The sequence below is a fragment of the Pseudobacillus sp. FSL P4-0506 genome (assembly GCF_038003025.1).
Classification (GTDB): Bacteria; Bacillota; Bacilli; order Bacillales; family Domibacillaceae; genus Pseudobacillus.
This window is the reverse complement of record NZ_JBBOOI010000001.1, coordinates 4344716-4360069: the sequence shown is the minus strand read 5'-3', so window position 1 is coordinate 4360069 and position 15354 is coordinate 4344716. Positions and strand designations below refer to the sequence as shown.

The 15354-nt window shown below is 42.2% G+C and carries 12 protein-coding genes; 5 read left to right on the top strand and 7 right to left on the bottom strand.

Annotation, left to right across the window (positions count from 1 at the left end; translation table 11 throughout):
- Nucleotides 1-32: 32 nt before the first annotated feature.
- Nucleotides 33-1694, bottom strand: a complete 1662-nt coding sequence (locus MKZ02_RS21910; RefSeq protein ID WP_340856274.1) for a glutamine--tRNA ligase/YqeY domain fusion protein — start codon at nt 1692-1694, stop codon at nt 33-35.
- 137 nt (nt 1695-1831) lie between these two features.
- Between MKZ02_RS21910 and recQ the strand changes: the two genes are divergently transcribed.
- Both recQ and MKZ02_RS21900 read left to right on the top strand, forming a co-directional pair.
- Nucleotides 1832-3976, top strand: a complete 2145-nt coding sequence (recQ, locus tag MKZ02_RS21905) for a DNA helicase RecQ (protein WP_340856272.1) — start codon at nt 1832-1834, stop codon at nt 3974-3976.
- Nucleotides 3977-4173: 197 nt separating this feature from the next.
- Entirely contained in the window at nt 4174-4548 is a 375-nt protein-coding gene (locus MKZ02_RS21900; protein ID WP_120036283.1) for a DUF2512 family protein, read from the top strand.
- A gap of 366 nt (nt 4549-4914) precedes the next feature.
- Here MKZ02_RS21900 and MKZ02_RS21895 read toward each other — a convergent pair whose 3' ends face one another.
- Entirely contained in the window at nt 4915-5277 is a 363-nt protein-coding gene (locus tag MKZ02_RS21895; protein WP_340856271.1) for a DUF948 domain-containing protein, read from the bottom strand.
- Between the two features lie 286 nt (nt 5278-5563).
- Between MKZ02_RS21895 and MKZ02_RS21890 the strand changes: the two genes are divergently transcribed.
- On the top strand, nt 5564-6160 hold the full coding sequence (locus tag MKZ02_RS21890; RefSeq protein ID WP_340856270.1) for a DNA-3-methyladenine glycosylase: 597 nt from the start codon (nt 5564-5566) through the stop codon (nt 6158-6160).
- A 335-nt stretch (nt 6161-6495) separates the two neighbouring features.
- Here MKZ02_RS21890 and MKZ02_RS21885 read toward each other — a convergent pair whose 3' ends face one another.
- Complete coding sequence (locus tag MKZ02_RS21885; protein ID WP_340856269.1) at nt 6496-6708, bottom strand: hypothetical protein; 213 nt, start codon at nt 6706-6708, stop codon at nt 6496-6498.
- Nucleotides 6709-6847: 139 nt separating this feature from the next.
- Between MKZ02_RS21885 and MKZ02_RS21880 the strand changes: the two genes are divergently transcribed.
- Nucleotides 6848-7414, top strand: a complete 567-nt coding sequence (locus MKZ02_RS21880) for a general stress protein (protein WP_120036287.1) — start codon at nt 6848-6850, stop codon at nt 7412-7414.
- A gap of 24 nt (nt 7415-7438) precedes the next feature.
- Here the strand turns inward: MKZ02_RS21880 and MKZ02_RS21875 are convergent, their stop codons facing one another.
- The gene (locus MKZ02_RS21875) at nt 7439-9430 is read right to left on the bottom strand and encodes an alkaline phosphatase family protein (RefSeq protein ID WP_340856268.1); all 1992 of its coding nucleotides are present in this window, start codon (nt 9428-9430) and stop codon (nt 7439-7441) included.
- A 161-nt stretch (nt 9431-9591) separates the two neighbouring features.
- On the opposite strand from MKZ02_RS21875, the gene MKZ02_RS21870 reads away from it, so the two are divergent.
- On the top strand, nt 9592-10761 hold the full coding sequence (locus MKZ02_RS21870; protein WP_340856266.1) for a DEAD/DEAH box helicase: 1170 nt from the start codon (nt 9592-9594) through the stop codon (nt 10759-10761).
- Nucleotides 10762-10900: 139 nt separating this feature from the next.
- Here the strand turns inward: MKZ02_RS21870 and MKZ02_RS21865 are convergent, their stop codons facing one another.
- From MKZ02_RS21865 to MKZ02_RS21855, 3 genes are all read right to left on the bottom strand, one after another.
- Nucleotides 10901-12838 carry a SpoIIE family protein phosphatase gene (locus tag MKZ02_RS21865; protein WP_340856265.1) on the bottom strand — a complete coding sequence of 646 codons (1938 nt, stop codon included), beginning with the start codon at nt 12836-12838 and terminating at the stop codon, nt 10901-10903.
- 28 nt (nt 12839-12866) lie between these two features.
- The gene (locus tag MKZ02_RS21860; RefSeq protein WP_340856263.1) at nt 12867-13532 is read right to left on the bottom strand and encodes a Dph6-related ATP pyrophosphatase; all 666 of its coding nucleotides are present in this window, start codon (nt 13530-13532) and stop codon (nt 12867-12869) included.
- 154 nt (nt 13533-13686) lie between these two features.
- Nucleotides 13687-15243, bottom strand: a complete 1557-nt coding sequence (locus MKZ02_RS21855; protein ID WP_340856261.1) for an ABC-F family ATP-binding cassette domain-containing protein — start codon at nt 15241-15243, stop codon at nt 13687-13689.
- Nucleotides 15244-15354 lie beyond the last annotated feature (111 nt).

Here is a 15354-nt window from a genome sequence, read left to right as displayed (position 1 = left end):
TGAATGGACTGCCGGGTCGCTTTTTTAGTTTATTACTTTAGTTTGAACGAGCTTTTTAAAGAAACGATCCGGTTGAATACGATTTTTTCTTTTGTTGTATGTTTTGGATCGACATTGAAATAACCATGCCGGAAGAACTGGAATTTATCATGCGGTTTTACATCTTCCATATTTGGCTCGATAAAACCTTGCACAACTTCTAAGGAGTTTTTGTTCACATAATCAAGGAATGTCTTTTCCTCTGCTTCATCCGCTTCTTCATCCGCGTCGGAAATGAGCGGTTCATACAGCCTGAACTCTGCCGGCAAAGCGTGCTTGGCATCAACCCAGTGAATCGTTCCTTTTACTTTGCGGCCTGTAAAGCCGGAGCCGCTTTTTGTTTCGGGATCGTACGTGCAGCGAAGCTCAATTACTTCTCCATTCTCATCCTTAATGACCTCTTCACATTTAATGAAATAGGCATGTTTCAGACGAACTTCATTGCCTGGGAACAAGCGGAAGTATTTCTTTGGAGGATTCTCCATAAAGTCTTCCTGCTCAACATAAATCTCTCTAGAAAATGGAATTTTCCGCACGCCCATCTCCGGATTTTCTGGATTAATTTCAGCATCCAGCCACTCAACTTGATCTTCCGGATAATTGGTGATGACCACTTTCAGCGGCTTTAATATTCCCATCGTACGCGGCACCGTCAACTTTAAGTCTTCTCTGACAAAATGTTCAAGCATCGCCTCATCCACCACGCCAGAACCTTTGGATACGCCGGTTTCTTTGACGAATTCGCGAATGGCTGTCGGAGTGTACCCTTTTCGGCGCAAGCCTGAAATAGTCGGAAGGCGAGGGTCGTCCCAACCGTCGACAATTCCTTCATCAACAAGCTGTTTTAATTTCCGTTTACTCATAACGGTGTTGGAAAGATTTAAACGACCGAATTCAATTTGCTGTGGTTGGTGCGACATTTCGCATTCTTCCACAACCCAGTTGTAGAGCGGACGCTGGTCCTCAAATTCTGATGTGCAAAGAGAGTGAGTGACCCCTTCAATGGCATCTTCAAGCGGATGAGCAAAGGCATACATTGGATAGATGCACCATTTGTCACCCGTATTATGATGGGACGCGTGAGATACACGGTATAAGACGGGATCACGCAAGTTAATGTTTGGTGAAGACATATCAATTTTCGCGCGTAGCACTTTTTCTCCGTTGCCGAATTCTCCTTTGCGCATGCGTTCGAATAAATCTAAATTTTCTTCAATGGTGCGGTTGCGATACGGGCTCTCTTTTCCCGGTTCAGTAAGGGTGCCACGGTATTCACGGATTTGATCAGCTGTTAAATCATCTACGTACGCTTTGCCTTTTTTAATCAGCAGGATAGCCCGATCATACATTTCTTCAAAATAGTCGGAGGCGAAGCGAAGTTCTTCCCATTCATATCCGAGCCACTTAACATCCTCTTTGATGGCATCTACATATTCCTGATCTTCTTTCAAGGGATTTGTATCATCAAAGCGCAAGTTTGTTTTTCCGTTAAAATCATCTGCGAGTCCAAAGTTAATAACGATGGATTTGGCATGACCGATATGAAGGTAACCATTTGGCTCAGGTGGAAAACGGGTAACGACGTGGTCACGTTTTCCTGATTCCAAGTCTTCTTTTATAATCGTTTTGATAAAGTTTGATGAATTGTGTTCCAAATTGCTACCAGCCTTTCTGTTTTTCCTATAGTTATTTCTCATTATAGTGAAATCAACCGCATAAATCCATAATGAAAAGCGGAGGGAGACCCAGATAACATGTTATAATTGGGAAAAAGAACGAAGGAAGTGTAAGGATGCTCCAACAAGCGCGGCAATTATTACAATCATATTTTGGCTACTCGGCTTTTCGCAGCGGACAGGAGCAGGCAATTAGCCAGGTGCTTGAGGGAAAGAATACAATCTGTGTCATGCCGACCGGCGGCGGAAAATCAATTTGCTATCAAATTCCGGCTCTTGTTCTTCCGGGAATGACCGTTGTTGTTTCGCCATTGATTTCTTTGATGAAAGACCAGGTAGATACATTGCTTGAAGCAGGAGTTTCTGCTGCCTATATTAACAGCTCACTTAGTGCAGCTGAAGTGCGGGATACAATGGCAGCAGCAAGACAGGGAGAGTACAAGCTTCTTTACATTGCGCCTGAACGGCTGGAGTCTTACTCATTTATAGAAGATTTAAAAGAGATCCCTATCCCGCTTGTAGCGGTGGATGAGGCTCACTGTATCTCGCAGTGGGGACATGACTTCCGGCCAAGCTACCGGCAGATTCAGCGCCTTGCAGAAATGCTTCCGCAACATCCAGTCGTGCTGGCATTAACAGCTACAGCTACCCCGAGAGTGCGGGAAGATATTTGCCGGCTCTTGAATATTGATGAGACTCATACTGTAATTACAGGGTTCGAAAGAGAGAATTTATCCTTTTCTGTTATTCAGGGGCAGGATCGATTTGCCTTTATAAAAGATTATCTTACGAAAAATGAAAAAGAATCTGGGATTATTTATGCAGCTACGAGAAAAGCGGTTGATCAGCTTTACGAGAAACTCAGCAAAAGCAGCATTTCAGTAGCCCGCTATCATGCGGGAATGAGCGACGAGGAAAGAATAAGCGAGCAAGATCGGTTTTTAACCGATCAAGCGGCAGTGATGATAGCAACCAACGCTTTTGGGATGGGGATTGATAAATCCAACATTCGCTATGTCATCCATTATCAGCTTCCAAAGAACATGGAAAGCTATTATCAGGAAGCAGGGCGTGCTGGAAGGGACGGCCTTGATAGTGAATGCTTTCTCCTATATTCACCGCAAGATGTGCAAACACAGCGCTTTTTAATTGACCAGTCTCTTGAAAGAGAACGCATTCCCAGGGAGCTGGAAAAACTGCAGCTAATGATTGATTACTGTCACACAGAGAGCTGCTTGCAGAGTTATATTGTTAAATACTTTGGCGATGAGGCGTCAGAGCCATGCGGCCGCTGCGGCAACTGTACCGATTCACGCGTGGCAGTTGATGTAACGAAGGAAGTACAAATGGTGCTTTCATGCGTGATTCGGATGGGCCAGCGTTACGGCAAATCCATTACTGCCCAAGTCTTGACAGGATCTAAAAATAAAAAGATTATGGAGTTCGGCTTTCATACTCTCTCAACATATGGAATTATGAAAGATAAAAGTGCCAAAGATGTTACCAATTTTATTGAGTTCTTGATTTCACAAGAGCTGCTCGGTGTAGAACATGGCACATACCCCACCATTTTTGTTACGGAAAAAGGCAGAGAAGTCCTGCTAGGCGATCGCCAAGTTGAAAGGAAGGAAGCCGTGCAAACAAAGCAAATTGCCGCAGATGATCCGCTGTTTGAAGAGCTGCGCAGCTTAAGAAAAAGTCTTGCTGATGAAGCCGGCGTCCCACCGTTTGTTATTTTTTCAGACCGGTCGCTCAAGGACATGTGTCTAAAGCTGCCGCAGACGGAGGAGGAATTCCTCACGGTCAGCGGTGTAGGGGGCAATAAGCTTGAGAAATACGGACAGTTGTTCTTAGTGGCTATCTCCGGCTTTTGTGAGAAACATCCCGAACGGAAAAAAGATAGTGCGTCCGAATTAGCCCCGGCATCTCCAAAGAAAAAAGTAACCGGCCAATCTCATCTGGATACGTATGAATGGCATCGTCAGCAACTAACCGTTGAGGAGATTGCCGAGAAGAGACAGCTCGCTATCAGCACAATCGAAAATCATTTACTACAGTGTGCGGAGGAAGGAATGGAAGTCGAGCTATCGCTGATCGTGCCTGAAGAACACTGGCCGCTTTTGCAAAAAGCTGTACAGGAGGCGGGACCGGAGCGCTTAAAACCAATTAAGGAGCTTGTGCCAGAAAAGATAACATACGGTATGATTAAAGCATTTTTAACTGTTGGAATGCCGGAAAAGACAGGAGCAGCGGAAGAATAAATAAAGGAAATGAAACTGATATGGACGGGTAGTGTATATACTTGTTCCTATCGGTTTTTTTGTTTATGCGAAGACATCCATTATGCTAGAAAAGTAAGATTAATTTCACAAAAAAATATAGGAACAGGAATAATTATGATCAATCGGGGAAATGTGTAATTGTAACCGGTAATCCAACCGAGAAAGGAGGCGGGAAAATGACTAAGCATTTAACTGCGCTGCTTATGAAGTTTGTTGCTTTAACAGCTATCCTATACATTGCTCTGGGAGTTATCATGGATACTCCGATAACAGATATACTTATTATGGGATTAGTATTAACGGTCGTCTCGTATATCCTTGGGGATCTAATGATCTTACCGGCGGCGGGAAACTCAATAGCTGTTTTTAGCGATATTGTTCTTGCCGCTGTACTTTTATGGATAATGGGCAATGCAATGGATAACAGTGCTGGTGCATTTGTGAATGCTCTTGCCGTTGCATTCTTTTTAGGAATCGGTGAGTGGTTCTTCCATAATTACATGCAGGAGAAAGTATTAGAAACGCGACTGAAAGATCCGGAGCATACGTGAGAAGTGGGGCAGTCTGTCTAGATTCTAAGCAGGCTGCCTTTTTATTGATAAAGCAGTTGACATAAGTTGAAAAAGATGTTATCATTTGTGATTCAGTGATAAAGTAACTTATGACGTTTTATATAAATAATATTGGCGTTCTGCTATGTTTTAGAAGTAACACTTATTCAAACTGGCGCGGCCTCGGAGCCGCAAGGACTTAAGAGAAGGCAGGGCTTAGGTCGTTTAGGTTTACCATAGACGACGATGTAGAATATAACCGCGGCGGTTCATCTCATGAAAAAGCTTTTTCAGTCGAAGCGTTGTGAGTTACGAATAAATAAAAACCAATCTGACTCTAGTCAGATTGGTTTTTTTATATGGTCATTAAATAGTTTCTGCCTGTTTTTTTCGCTTAGGAATCGGTAGCTTCAACTTTACGTTTTCGTTCATAATATTTAACGCTCTTCCAAGTTGCTTAAGGGATTCCGGTGTTTTTTTTGCTTCATCTACTGTGAATAACACCGCTTCCTTTTTTTCTTCGATATCTTGTTTGATATGTTCTTGTGTGGCTTTCAGCTTTTCTGTTTCTGACTGAATGGTCTCTTGTTTTACTTTTAGCCGCTCCGATACCGCCTCCAAATGATCGATCTTCGGTTTCATTGATTTATAAGTGCTGAATCCGGAAATACCTAGGTAAATCAATGCTCCGATAACGATAGCCAGGCTAATCCACCCGATAATCGCCATATATGTCCCTCCTTATGAACTCATTATGTATTATAGACTCTACCCTTTATTGTAAACGATCTAACGAAAAAATATCGGGAAAACGTTTGAATTATTTATTTTATGGCCGTGTTCGTTTATTTTTAAATAAAAAGCAGAACCTATTTAAAAGAGAAAACAAGAAAGAACGGAGGAAAGGTTAGGTTTAATATGCTCGGAGTATTTATAGGCGACAGTCTAAAGAGTTGTTTTTTTGCTATAAAGTGAGGGAAAAGCTGAATAAATAAACAGAAAAGGGAGAGTTAGCATGGAGCAAAGAGCAGAGTTTACGCCGTTCGATAAATCGTTCTTTCAGCAGCCGACATTGCAACTAGCCGAGGCGCTTTTGGGCTGTTTGTTAGTGAAAGAGACGCAGGAAGGAACAGCAGCTGGGTTCATTGTAGAAACAGAGGCCTATAAAGGACCGATGGACCGGGCGGCACACAGCTTCAATAACCGGCGGACGAAACGAACAGAAATTATGTTTCATGAGGCTGGTCATGTCTATACGTACGTAATGCACACTCATTGTCTTGTGAATGTTGTATCTGCAGAAAAAGACATACCAGAAGCGGTACTAATCCGAGCAGTGGAACCTTACGAGGGGATTGATTTAATGATCGAGAGAAGGGGAGGAACCTCTCTGAAAAACCTGACAAGCGGGCCGGGAAAATTAACCAAAGCATTAAACATTACAATGGAAGATTACGGCCGCCGCTTTGACGAACCACCTCTCTACATTGGAAAAGGATTTACACCTAAAGAAATTTCAACGGGACCGCGCATTGGTATTGATAATTCGGGAGAGGCGAAAGAATACCCGTGGCGATTCTGGGTGACAGGCAATGCATTTGTATCAAGGTAGAAGGCAGAGTCCTTCTATCTTGATACGCCTGCGAAAATCGATTCTCTGACTGGACAAAAGTCTAAAAGCACGCTGGTAAAAGGTCTTCGTTATTTCAGAATTAAGCCTCCGTTTGCCGCTGTTAATCTTGCGGTATAGAGCCATTCATTGCCGTGCAGGAAAAAGTATTCAACGCATATTTTAATAACCGACCCATTGATTCTCGAAATGAGCATAATTGCTGTTAAAGTAAGCAGAACGCTTGAGTTGCTCATAGGAGGAAATTCTTTTTCTTGCCCATATTTTAGTAGCTCTTCCCCTAGGAAAAAGGAAAATCCGCCGGAAAGCCGGCGGATTTATCCAGGGAATTTTTCTTCGCTTGATGAATTATCTTTTGTATCGTGTTTATTCTTTTCTTCTTCTTGTTCCATTCTTAAATCCTCTAAAGGAATAGAATCTACAGTTTGTTCATTTTTAAATTTATCATATATGCTTTCCTTGTCGGTTTTCATTTGATCGGGATTATCCATCTTGCTTTTGCTAAATTCTTTTTTGTTTTCTTCAGCCATCAGGCCACCTCCAGTGTAATTTAATACATTATTACCCGTTGTTAAAGAGGGATTAAACATTTAAATAATTTGTTTAGGTTTTAGTGAACGGGGAAAACAGGAGGTGAACAAGGAAAAAAAACAAAGGAGTGAATGTTATATGTTAAACCATAACAATGAAAAGCGAATTGTTGGTGTTTATGATGATCACACTGAAGCTATTGAAGCTATTGAAGATTTGAAACGCCAAGGCTATAATTCAGAAGAAATTTCCGTCATCAGTAAAGAACGCGATGATGTCGAATATGTGGAAGAAACCACGGATACGAAAGCAGAAGAGGGAGCAGCTACAGGAGCAGCTACAGGAGGCATTCTTGGTGGATTGGCCGGCGTAGCAGCCGGAGCTGGAGCGCTGGCTATACCTGGTATTGGTCCAATCGTGGCAGCCGGTCCGATTGTAGCTGGTTTGACTGGTGCAGCGGCCGGAGCCGGAGCTGGCGGTTTAACGGGCGCATTGATCGGCCTCGGCATTCCTGAAGAGGATGCCGATCGCTACAATGAATATGTCAAACAAGGAAAAATGCTCGTACTGGTAGATCGTGATGCTGGCATAGCTAACACAGGCACCCATGATCTTGGAACAGCCACAGACAGAACGGTTATCAGAGGAGATCATGATCTTCACGACATGAATTCAGATAGTCGTTTGGATAACAGAGGGCTATAATTAATTAACAAAAGGACAGGCCGATTAATCGGCCTGTCCTTTTGTTAATTGTTTGATTGGTTTGCCATCTACAAAAGAAGGGATTGGAAGCCCCATTAGTTGATAAACCGTGGGAGCAATATCAATGGTAGATATGTGCTTTTTTATTTTGTCATGAGAGATGTCCTTGCCATAGGCATAGAAGACAGGGGCAAGCTCTGGTCTTTTTGGATCTCCCCCGTGGCTGCCAAGTTCCTCAGTCGGCTCCATGGCTTTTTTAGCGTCTTTGCCCATCAAATAACCTGAAGCAGCGGTTAACATCACATCTCCGGCATTTGGATGATCAGAGCTATCCCCCTCTTTTCGATCTAATTTATCGATTTTTTCATAGGGATTTTCTTTTTTATCCCGCAGAATGTCAAAGAAGCTAACAACCGTATCCTTTGTTTCTGTCCACTCATGATCACTGTCACGCCACTCTTTAAAATGAAGCTTGAGTAATTCTTTTCGTGAGGCGAGTTTCCTTTTGTCCTTAATGGTTTTAAAGGCTTGAACAATTTCATCCTGAACTTGTTTATATTCGCTTGGATCGACAATTCCGCCTTTTTCTCTTCCCTTTAAATTAATATACACATGAGCGATCGTTCCGCTGGCGACAGCGTAGGCTTTTGATCTCGTAAGATCGATTCTTCCTTTTTCATCAAATTGTAAAAGCCCGGCTTGTTTCAACTCATAATTAGGTGATAACCGTGAATGGATAGGCTCCATTCCGTGATCCGAGACGATAAATAAACGATCCTGATTCGTCATGGAATCCATCGTTTTTCCAATAACCCGGTCTGCCTGTTTATATGTTCGCTGTATATAAGATTCGTATTTGTTTACTCTTCTTTTGTTATAGCCAGGCTGCTGGGGGTCAGTTAATAAGAATGCATGTTCTTCCAAGTCGATATGAGGTTCGTAAAACATTAATAAATCAGGCTTGTACTCTTTTTTGATAAATAAAGAGGTTTCCAGCATCCAATTCGAAAAGTTTTCATTGATTTCTTCATATTCATTTCGAGAAATCCATCCTTTTTTATAGGAAGGGAGGTCGTCTTGATCAGGGAAGAAACCGAATCGCTTTATAATTTCCTCTTTAAATCCGTCAGGCCCTTTAATTAACCCGGTAGTCACTGCTGTCCGGTAAAGCTTAACGGAGTCCAATGTGGTTCCGCTGTTTTTTATCTTGAATAAGAAGCCAGCTGTATCTGTCTCTTTAATTTGCAGAGGCATCCGTCCCCATTTATTCGGAGCAGCAGAAATAGCATTTCTATCAAAAGAAAGACTGTCAGATAAATAGAAGCGATCGTAATCTTTTTTGTTATTATCTGAAGAATCGATGGCTAAAATATGTAAAAGGACGTCTTTCTTCCCCTTTAACTTAATATTGATGCGCGCTTCTTGAGGAGCGGAGAAGCTTTTAGGCCTATTTTTTAAATGTTTCCAGGGTTTAAAGTGAAGAGTAACATAATCACTTTCAGCAAGCACATTGCCGTAATAGATAGAATAGTCGGCTTCATTTTTTTGCGCTGGATTAGAACCAGGAAAACCGACAGCCGCGGTAACTTTTCCGTGCTTTCTTGCTTCTTCCCATAGAGGAGGTACCTTAATGGTGGCGCTGAAAGCGTCCTGTTCATTAGTCAGCTTATGGCCGGGATAATGAAATGAATTGCTGACGAAGCCTGTTTTTTCTGGCTTGGCACCGGTAGCAATAGAGGCATGGGAAGCAGCTGTCAAAGACGGAAAAATAGTTATAACGTCCTCAGCATAGGAGCCTTCTTTTCTAAGTTTTTTTAAATGAGGCATGCTGCCGTCTTCTATATATTTCTCTGCAAAATCTTGTCGCATCCCATCAAAGGAGACAATCATCATCGTTCCTTTTTCAGCGGCTGCGACAGTCAAAGGAGAGAGAATAGAAGCAAGAAGGAGGGAGGCTGCAGTCATTTTTCTAAGAAAGCGGCCGTAGTTGATTGTAAATATTCGTTTGTTATTCATTGGTTCTCTCCTTTAGCTGATAATCTAAAAAACTGCCTAAACATTCATTCCACTTTTTTTTAGGTTTAAAACATTTTGAACGGGGATTGCACAAACGAGAAAAGTTTTTCATAATGAAAGAACAATAACACCGGCAGGACGGTAAAGAAGAGGGAGTTTATATGACAACAACATTTTCTGTTTTAAATACAATGAAGCCATTTTTACAAGAAGCTTGGGAGAAAGCGGGTTTTCAGTCGCCCACGCCAATTCAAGAAAAAGCAGTGCCTGCCCTTCTTGAAGGACGAGATCTAATCGCTGAATCGCCGACAGGAACAGGAAAGACGTTAGCTTACTTGCTGCCCTTACTTGAACAAGTAGACCCCGGTAAAAAAGCTGTACAAGCTGTTGTTCTTGCTTCCTCTAGAGAGCTTGTTATGCAAATTTCTGATGAAATCCGCCAGTGGGGAGGAGGCATAACAAGCGCTGCTTTTATTGGAGGAGCGAACATAAAACGCCAGCTAGAAAAACTAAAAAAACAGCCGCAAGTTGTTGCCGGCACGCCGGGGCGGATTCATGAGCTGATCCAAATGAAAAAATTAAAAATGCATGAAGTGAGGCTGCTCGTTCTTGATGAAGGGGATCAGTTGCTTGTCCCAGAACATATGAAAGGTTTGGAAGCGATTATTAAGTCAACAATGAAGGAACGGCAGCTTGCTTTGTTTTCAGCTACTATGCCCGAAAAAACAGCTGCAATTGCAAGAGGATGGATGAAAGAACCAATCATGTTAACGGTTGGAAAGGAAGAGTTGCCGGAATCTCAGGTAGACCATTTTTATTTTGTGTGCGATCGGCGGGAGAAGAATGTGATGGTCGAGCGGATTATTCGCGGTTTTGAGCCGGAACGGGTGCTTGCTTTTATAAAGGATATCGGTGAGGTGAATGTGTTTTCGGAAAAGCTAGCTTATAAAGGGTTCGCTAATGGCATTCTTCATAGCGAATTAGGCAAGCAAGAACGAGCTAACGCGCTAAAAAGATTTCGTGAAGGAAAACTGACTCTGCTGTTTGCAACGGATGTAGCCGCTCGGGGCTTAGACATTAAAGGGTTAAGCCACGTATTGCAATTTGATTTGCCAAAGGACACTATTCAATATACACATAGAGCGGGTCGCACTGGACGTTCAGGACAAGTGGGTACCGTTATCACGCTTGTGACTGAAAGGGAAGAGCGCGACTTGAAAAGGATGGCTAAAGAATTAGGCATTCAGCTTGTGAAGAAAGAGTTTTTTAAAGGGAAGCCTGTTGATGCGGAAGAAAAGCAGGTGAATAAAAGCAGAAGGGATGGCAGATAGAGGCCAGCTCTAAGCTGTTATCCAACGCTCGCTTTCTTTGCTGTCCATTTGGTGGACAGCTTTCTGTTAAGATTTACACATTGAAAGACAAGCGTTTTCAATCAGCTTGAGGTTTAGGTTAACTAGGTTTTGTTGGCCTTTAGAGCTTTTTAAATATTAATAACGTCTGATCGTCGGTGATAGGACGCTCTCCTTTGTTTAACGCTTGGAAGAGCTTTAGCGAAAGCTCTTGCGCTGAAAGGGAACGATCCATATGCAACAACAGTCGCTGCAATTCGTTGCTATCATCGGGAGAAGTGGAAGAACGATTCTCCGTTAAACCATCTGTGTAAAGGAGAAGGAGATCCCCTGACTTCATCTGAATGTGTTTCGTTTCATAAGGAGCATTTTCCATTACACCGAGAATCGGGTTATTAGTCGTCAATTCGAGAAATTCTTTCGTATCTTCTCTGAATAATAGGGCAGGTTCATGCCCGGCATTGCTATATGAAAGAATAGATGTACAAATATCGTAATTACCAAAAAACATGGTGACAAATGAAGAATCACTCATGTATTTAACGGCAAAACGGTTTAAGCTCTTCATCACATGATGTGGTTCTTCTCTTAGATGGTTAAACTGTTCCATGGAATAAGTCATCATTGCCATTTCAATAGCGGCAGGCACGCCTTTTCCACATATGTCTGCTACTCCGAATACAAGGTGACTTTCCTGAAATACCGCTTTATAGAAATCCCCGCTTAATTTCCGGTAAGGAACACTGATCCCGCCAAGATCTACTCCGGCAGGAATGTGATTGAATTTTGGCAGGAGGGACTGCTGCACTGTGGCAGCCAATTCCAGTTCGACATCCACAGCCTGTTTTTCCAATTCCAGCTTTTGAAGCTTTCGGGCTTCAGTTAAGTCTGTAAATGTAGTAACAGTCCCGATAATTTCATCCTCATCAAGCAGGGCACGGGTGTCTAAATAAACTGGAAAACCGGTTCCGTCCTTGCGCCAAAAAAAAGATTCCTGTCTGCGACTTTGGCCATCTAAACGGGTCTGCCGTATGGGACATTCTCTCGGGGAGTAAGGAAATCCGTTTTCTTTTTTATAATGAATGAGATAATGAAGCTTTCTGCCCATCACTTCTTGCTCCGTATATTTAAGCATGTGAAGGGCAGATTTGTTAATGAAAATGGTTTGCCCTTCGCTATCAAGTCCGTAGATTCCCTCCCCCACACTATCGAGTAGAAGTTGGTTTCTCTTGCTGAATTCTTCCACCTGCCTAAATGGGTGCTCAATGTTAATTTTAAAGATAATATTAACGAGAAAAAGATACCCTAACACTTTGAATAGATGTCCAACAAAGCTAAGGTAGTCACCCGGAGAGTGATAGAAGGTCATTAGCCACGAAGAAAAAATAAGGGAGTAAGAAGAAAGAATAATTAGCAGGACTTCGATCTTTCTTTCCTTCTTATAAGTGGTGATGGACTTCATTAGAATCAACAAGTGAATGATGATAAACAAATATTCTGTTGCCTTTTTAAACAATGTCGGCCGGCTGTATTGCAAAAGGTCTGGCCAGCTATCGGAATATAAGGTAACAATGATAGAAGTCAATATCGCTAGCAGAAGAGAACAGCTATAAGTTAACCAGCGCATGGAGCGCGATGCGGTTCCTTTGCTAGAAGAGAATGTAATAAAGGTAAGGGCGGCCGACTCAACAAGCCGGCCCATTGCCCAAAACCATAGCGTCAAAGAGACGGAATGGTCTTTTATAAAAGAGGCTGTCCCGTCAAATGTTAAGATGTGCATCAAGTCAAAGAAAGCAACAGTCACAAAGGCACTCGAAAATAGCAGGCGGTTCATTGATAAAGTATGAGTGAATGCTACCCATCCATTGCTTACGATGATGGCTGAGACAGCAATGCTCACAAACTCCAATACTAAATGAATCAATTTAAAATTACTTCTTAAGGGTTCGTACATGGAAGAAAAGAAGCCGGCAAAACTAATCAATGAAAGGAATACAGCAAAGGAAAACACGATATAAAGAAACGCTTTCTTTTCTGTCTGCTGTATACGTTTGGGCATGAACGAACCCCCTTTGTCTATTGATTCATCAAACGAGCGGATGGATGTCTAAACGCTTGCTCCCATCCTGTGAAAAGACTTGTCCGTGAGTGAACAGAACAGGATGTTGAAAGAGGGGGCCGTCACCAACAAACGTATGGTACTCTCCATTTTCGCCAAGTGGGCAAACGGCCTGCCTTTGAATTTCTTCTAAAAAGGTATGATCGAGTTTTTTACCCAGCCAAGATTCATCAAGGGCATCCTCACGTATGCGGATGACCGTTGCCTTGTAACCTGATTGAACAAAGGAGGCTAGAAGGTTGAGGCTGTCTTGCGGGCGACACCAAAGAGGAAAGAGCGCTTCTAATCCGGCCGCTGCAGCGACATTCTCTCCCCATTCCCGGTGCCCATCTAAATAAATATCTCCAAATGCTACGCTATCCAGCTTATAACGATCTTTCAACTTGATCAGATCTTCAATAAAAGTTTCTGTATAATCATTGAATGAACAACGAACGAAATGCACAGGAATAGATAAAGAATGACTTTGCCTTTCGATCATTTCTATTTTTTCCCCATGGGCAAATGTTCGTTCTAATTCTTGAGGAACTGTTGTGAGCAGAGAGAAGACTTCATGTCCGCCAGTCACTAATTTTTCCAAGGACATGCAGCTATCTTTGCCTCCACTCCATGATAAAGCTATTCGTTTCGCCATCTTGGCACGCTCCTATATTACATGGTTTAATCATTCTCTTTTATGGTTTAACCATCCCTATTTTATCGAAAGCTCGTAGCAAATACTGTCGATTTTTGTTGTATTAGCTAAAATGAGTGTTTAGACATGCATCTTTTTGTATAAATAATTGTCCTTAAAAAACTTTTGTTGTCCACGTTTCGCAGTTCCATACTTCTGTCGCCACTTGCTGATAAAATTCAGGTTCATGTGAGATAAGCAGGATACTGCCTTTGTATGCTTGCAGAGCCCTCAACAGTTCAGCTTTAGCGTCTACATCAAGATGGTTGGTCGGCTCATCGAGTACGAGCAGATTTGTTTCTTTGTTGACCAATTTACATAACCGCACTTTTGCTTTCTCTCCACCGCTCAAGACACTCACTTTGCTTTCAATGTGCTTGGTTGTAAGGCCGCATTTGGCTAAGGAAGCACGAACCTCATATTGGGTAAAAGATGGAAACTCACTCCATATCTCTTCAATACACGTGCGGTTATTGTCCGATTTAATCTCCTGTTCAAAATAGCCAATTTGCAGGGATTCACCTCGTTCGACTTTTCCTGACAATGGTTGTATTTCACCGAGTATACTGCGGAGAAGAGTTGTTTTTCCAATGCCATTTGCACCAGTTAAGGCAATTTTTTGTCCTCGTTCCATGCGTAAATTTAATGGTTTGGACAACGGTTCGTTATAGCCAATGACCAAGCTATCTGTTTCAAAGATCATTTTCCCGGATGTTCGGCCTTCTTTAAAGTGAAATTCGGGTTTGGGGCGCTCTTGAGCAAGTTCAATTACGTCCATTTTATCGAGCTTTTTTTGCCTGGACATCGCCATGTTCCTTGTAGACACTCTTGCCTTATTACGGGCAACAAAGTCTTTAAGGTCAGCAATTTCTTGCTGTTGCTTTTTGTAAGCAGCTTCTAATTGCTGTTTTTTCATTTCATATACCTTTATGAAATCGTCATAAGAGCCAGCATAGCGATTTAACTCCTGATTTTCCATATGATAGATCAGATTAATGACACTATTTAAAAAAGGAATGTCATGGGAGATAAGAATGAATGCATTTTCATATTCTTGTAAATAGCGCTTCAGCCATTCAATATGCTGTTCGTCTAAATAGTTTGTCGGCTCATCGAGAAGAAGAATATCCGGTTTTTCAAGAAGCAATTTAGCAAGCAATATCTTCGTCCGCTGTCCGCCACTTAAGTCATGGACATCACGATCGAGCCCGATTTCATCGAGCCCGAGTCCGCGGGCAATTTCTTCAACTTTAGCATCGATCACGTAAAAGTCATTGTTCGTTAACAAATCCTGGATGGTGCCTGTTTCCTCCAGGAGTTTCTCTAACTCTTCAGGGGAGACTTCTCCCATCTTGGCGAATAAGTCATTCATCTCTGTTTCTAAGTCGAATAAATATTGAAAGGCGGTTTTTAAGACATCACGAATCGTCATTCCCTGTTTTAGCACAGCATGCTGATCCAAATAACCAACCCGAACATTTTTAGCCCAGGATATTTTGCCTTCGTCCGGCTGGAGCTGACCGGTGATAATATTCATGAATGTCGATTTTCCTTCTCCGTTTGCACCGATGAGTCCAATATGCTCGCCTTTAAGAAGGCGAAAGGATACATTATCAAAAATAGCCCGGTCTCCAAAGCCGTGGCTTAAGTGTTCAACTGTCAAAATACTCATGTTAAAACCCTCTCATAGTAAAATAAATTGCTTACATTTATTTTACTATGGGGGCTTTAAAATGGAAACTGCCCCTTGCTTTTATTACAATGAGTAAAGGAACTTTGTTTC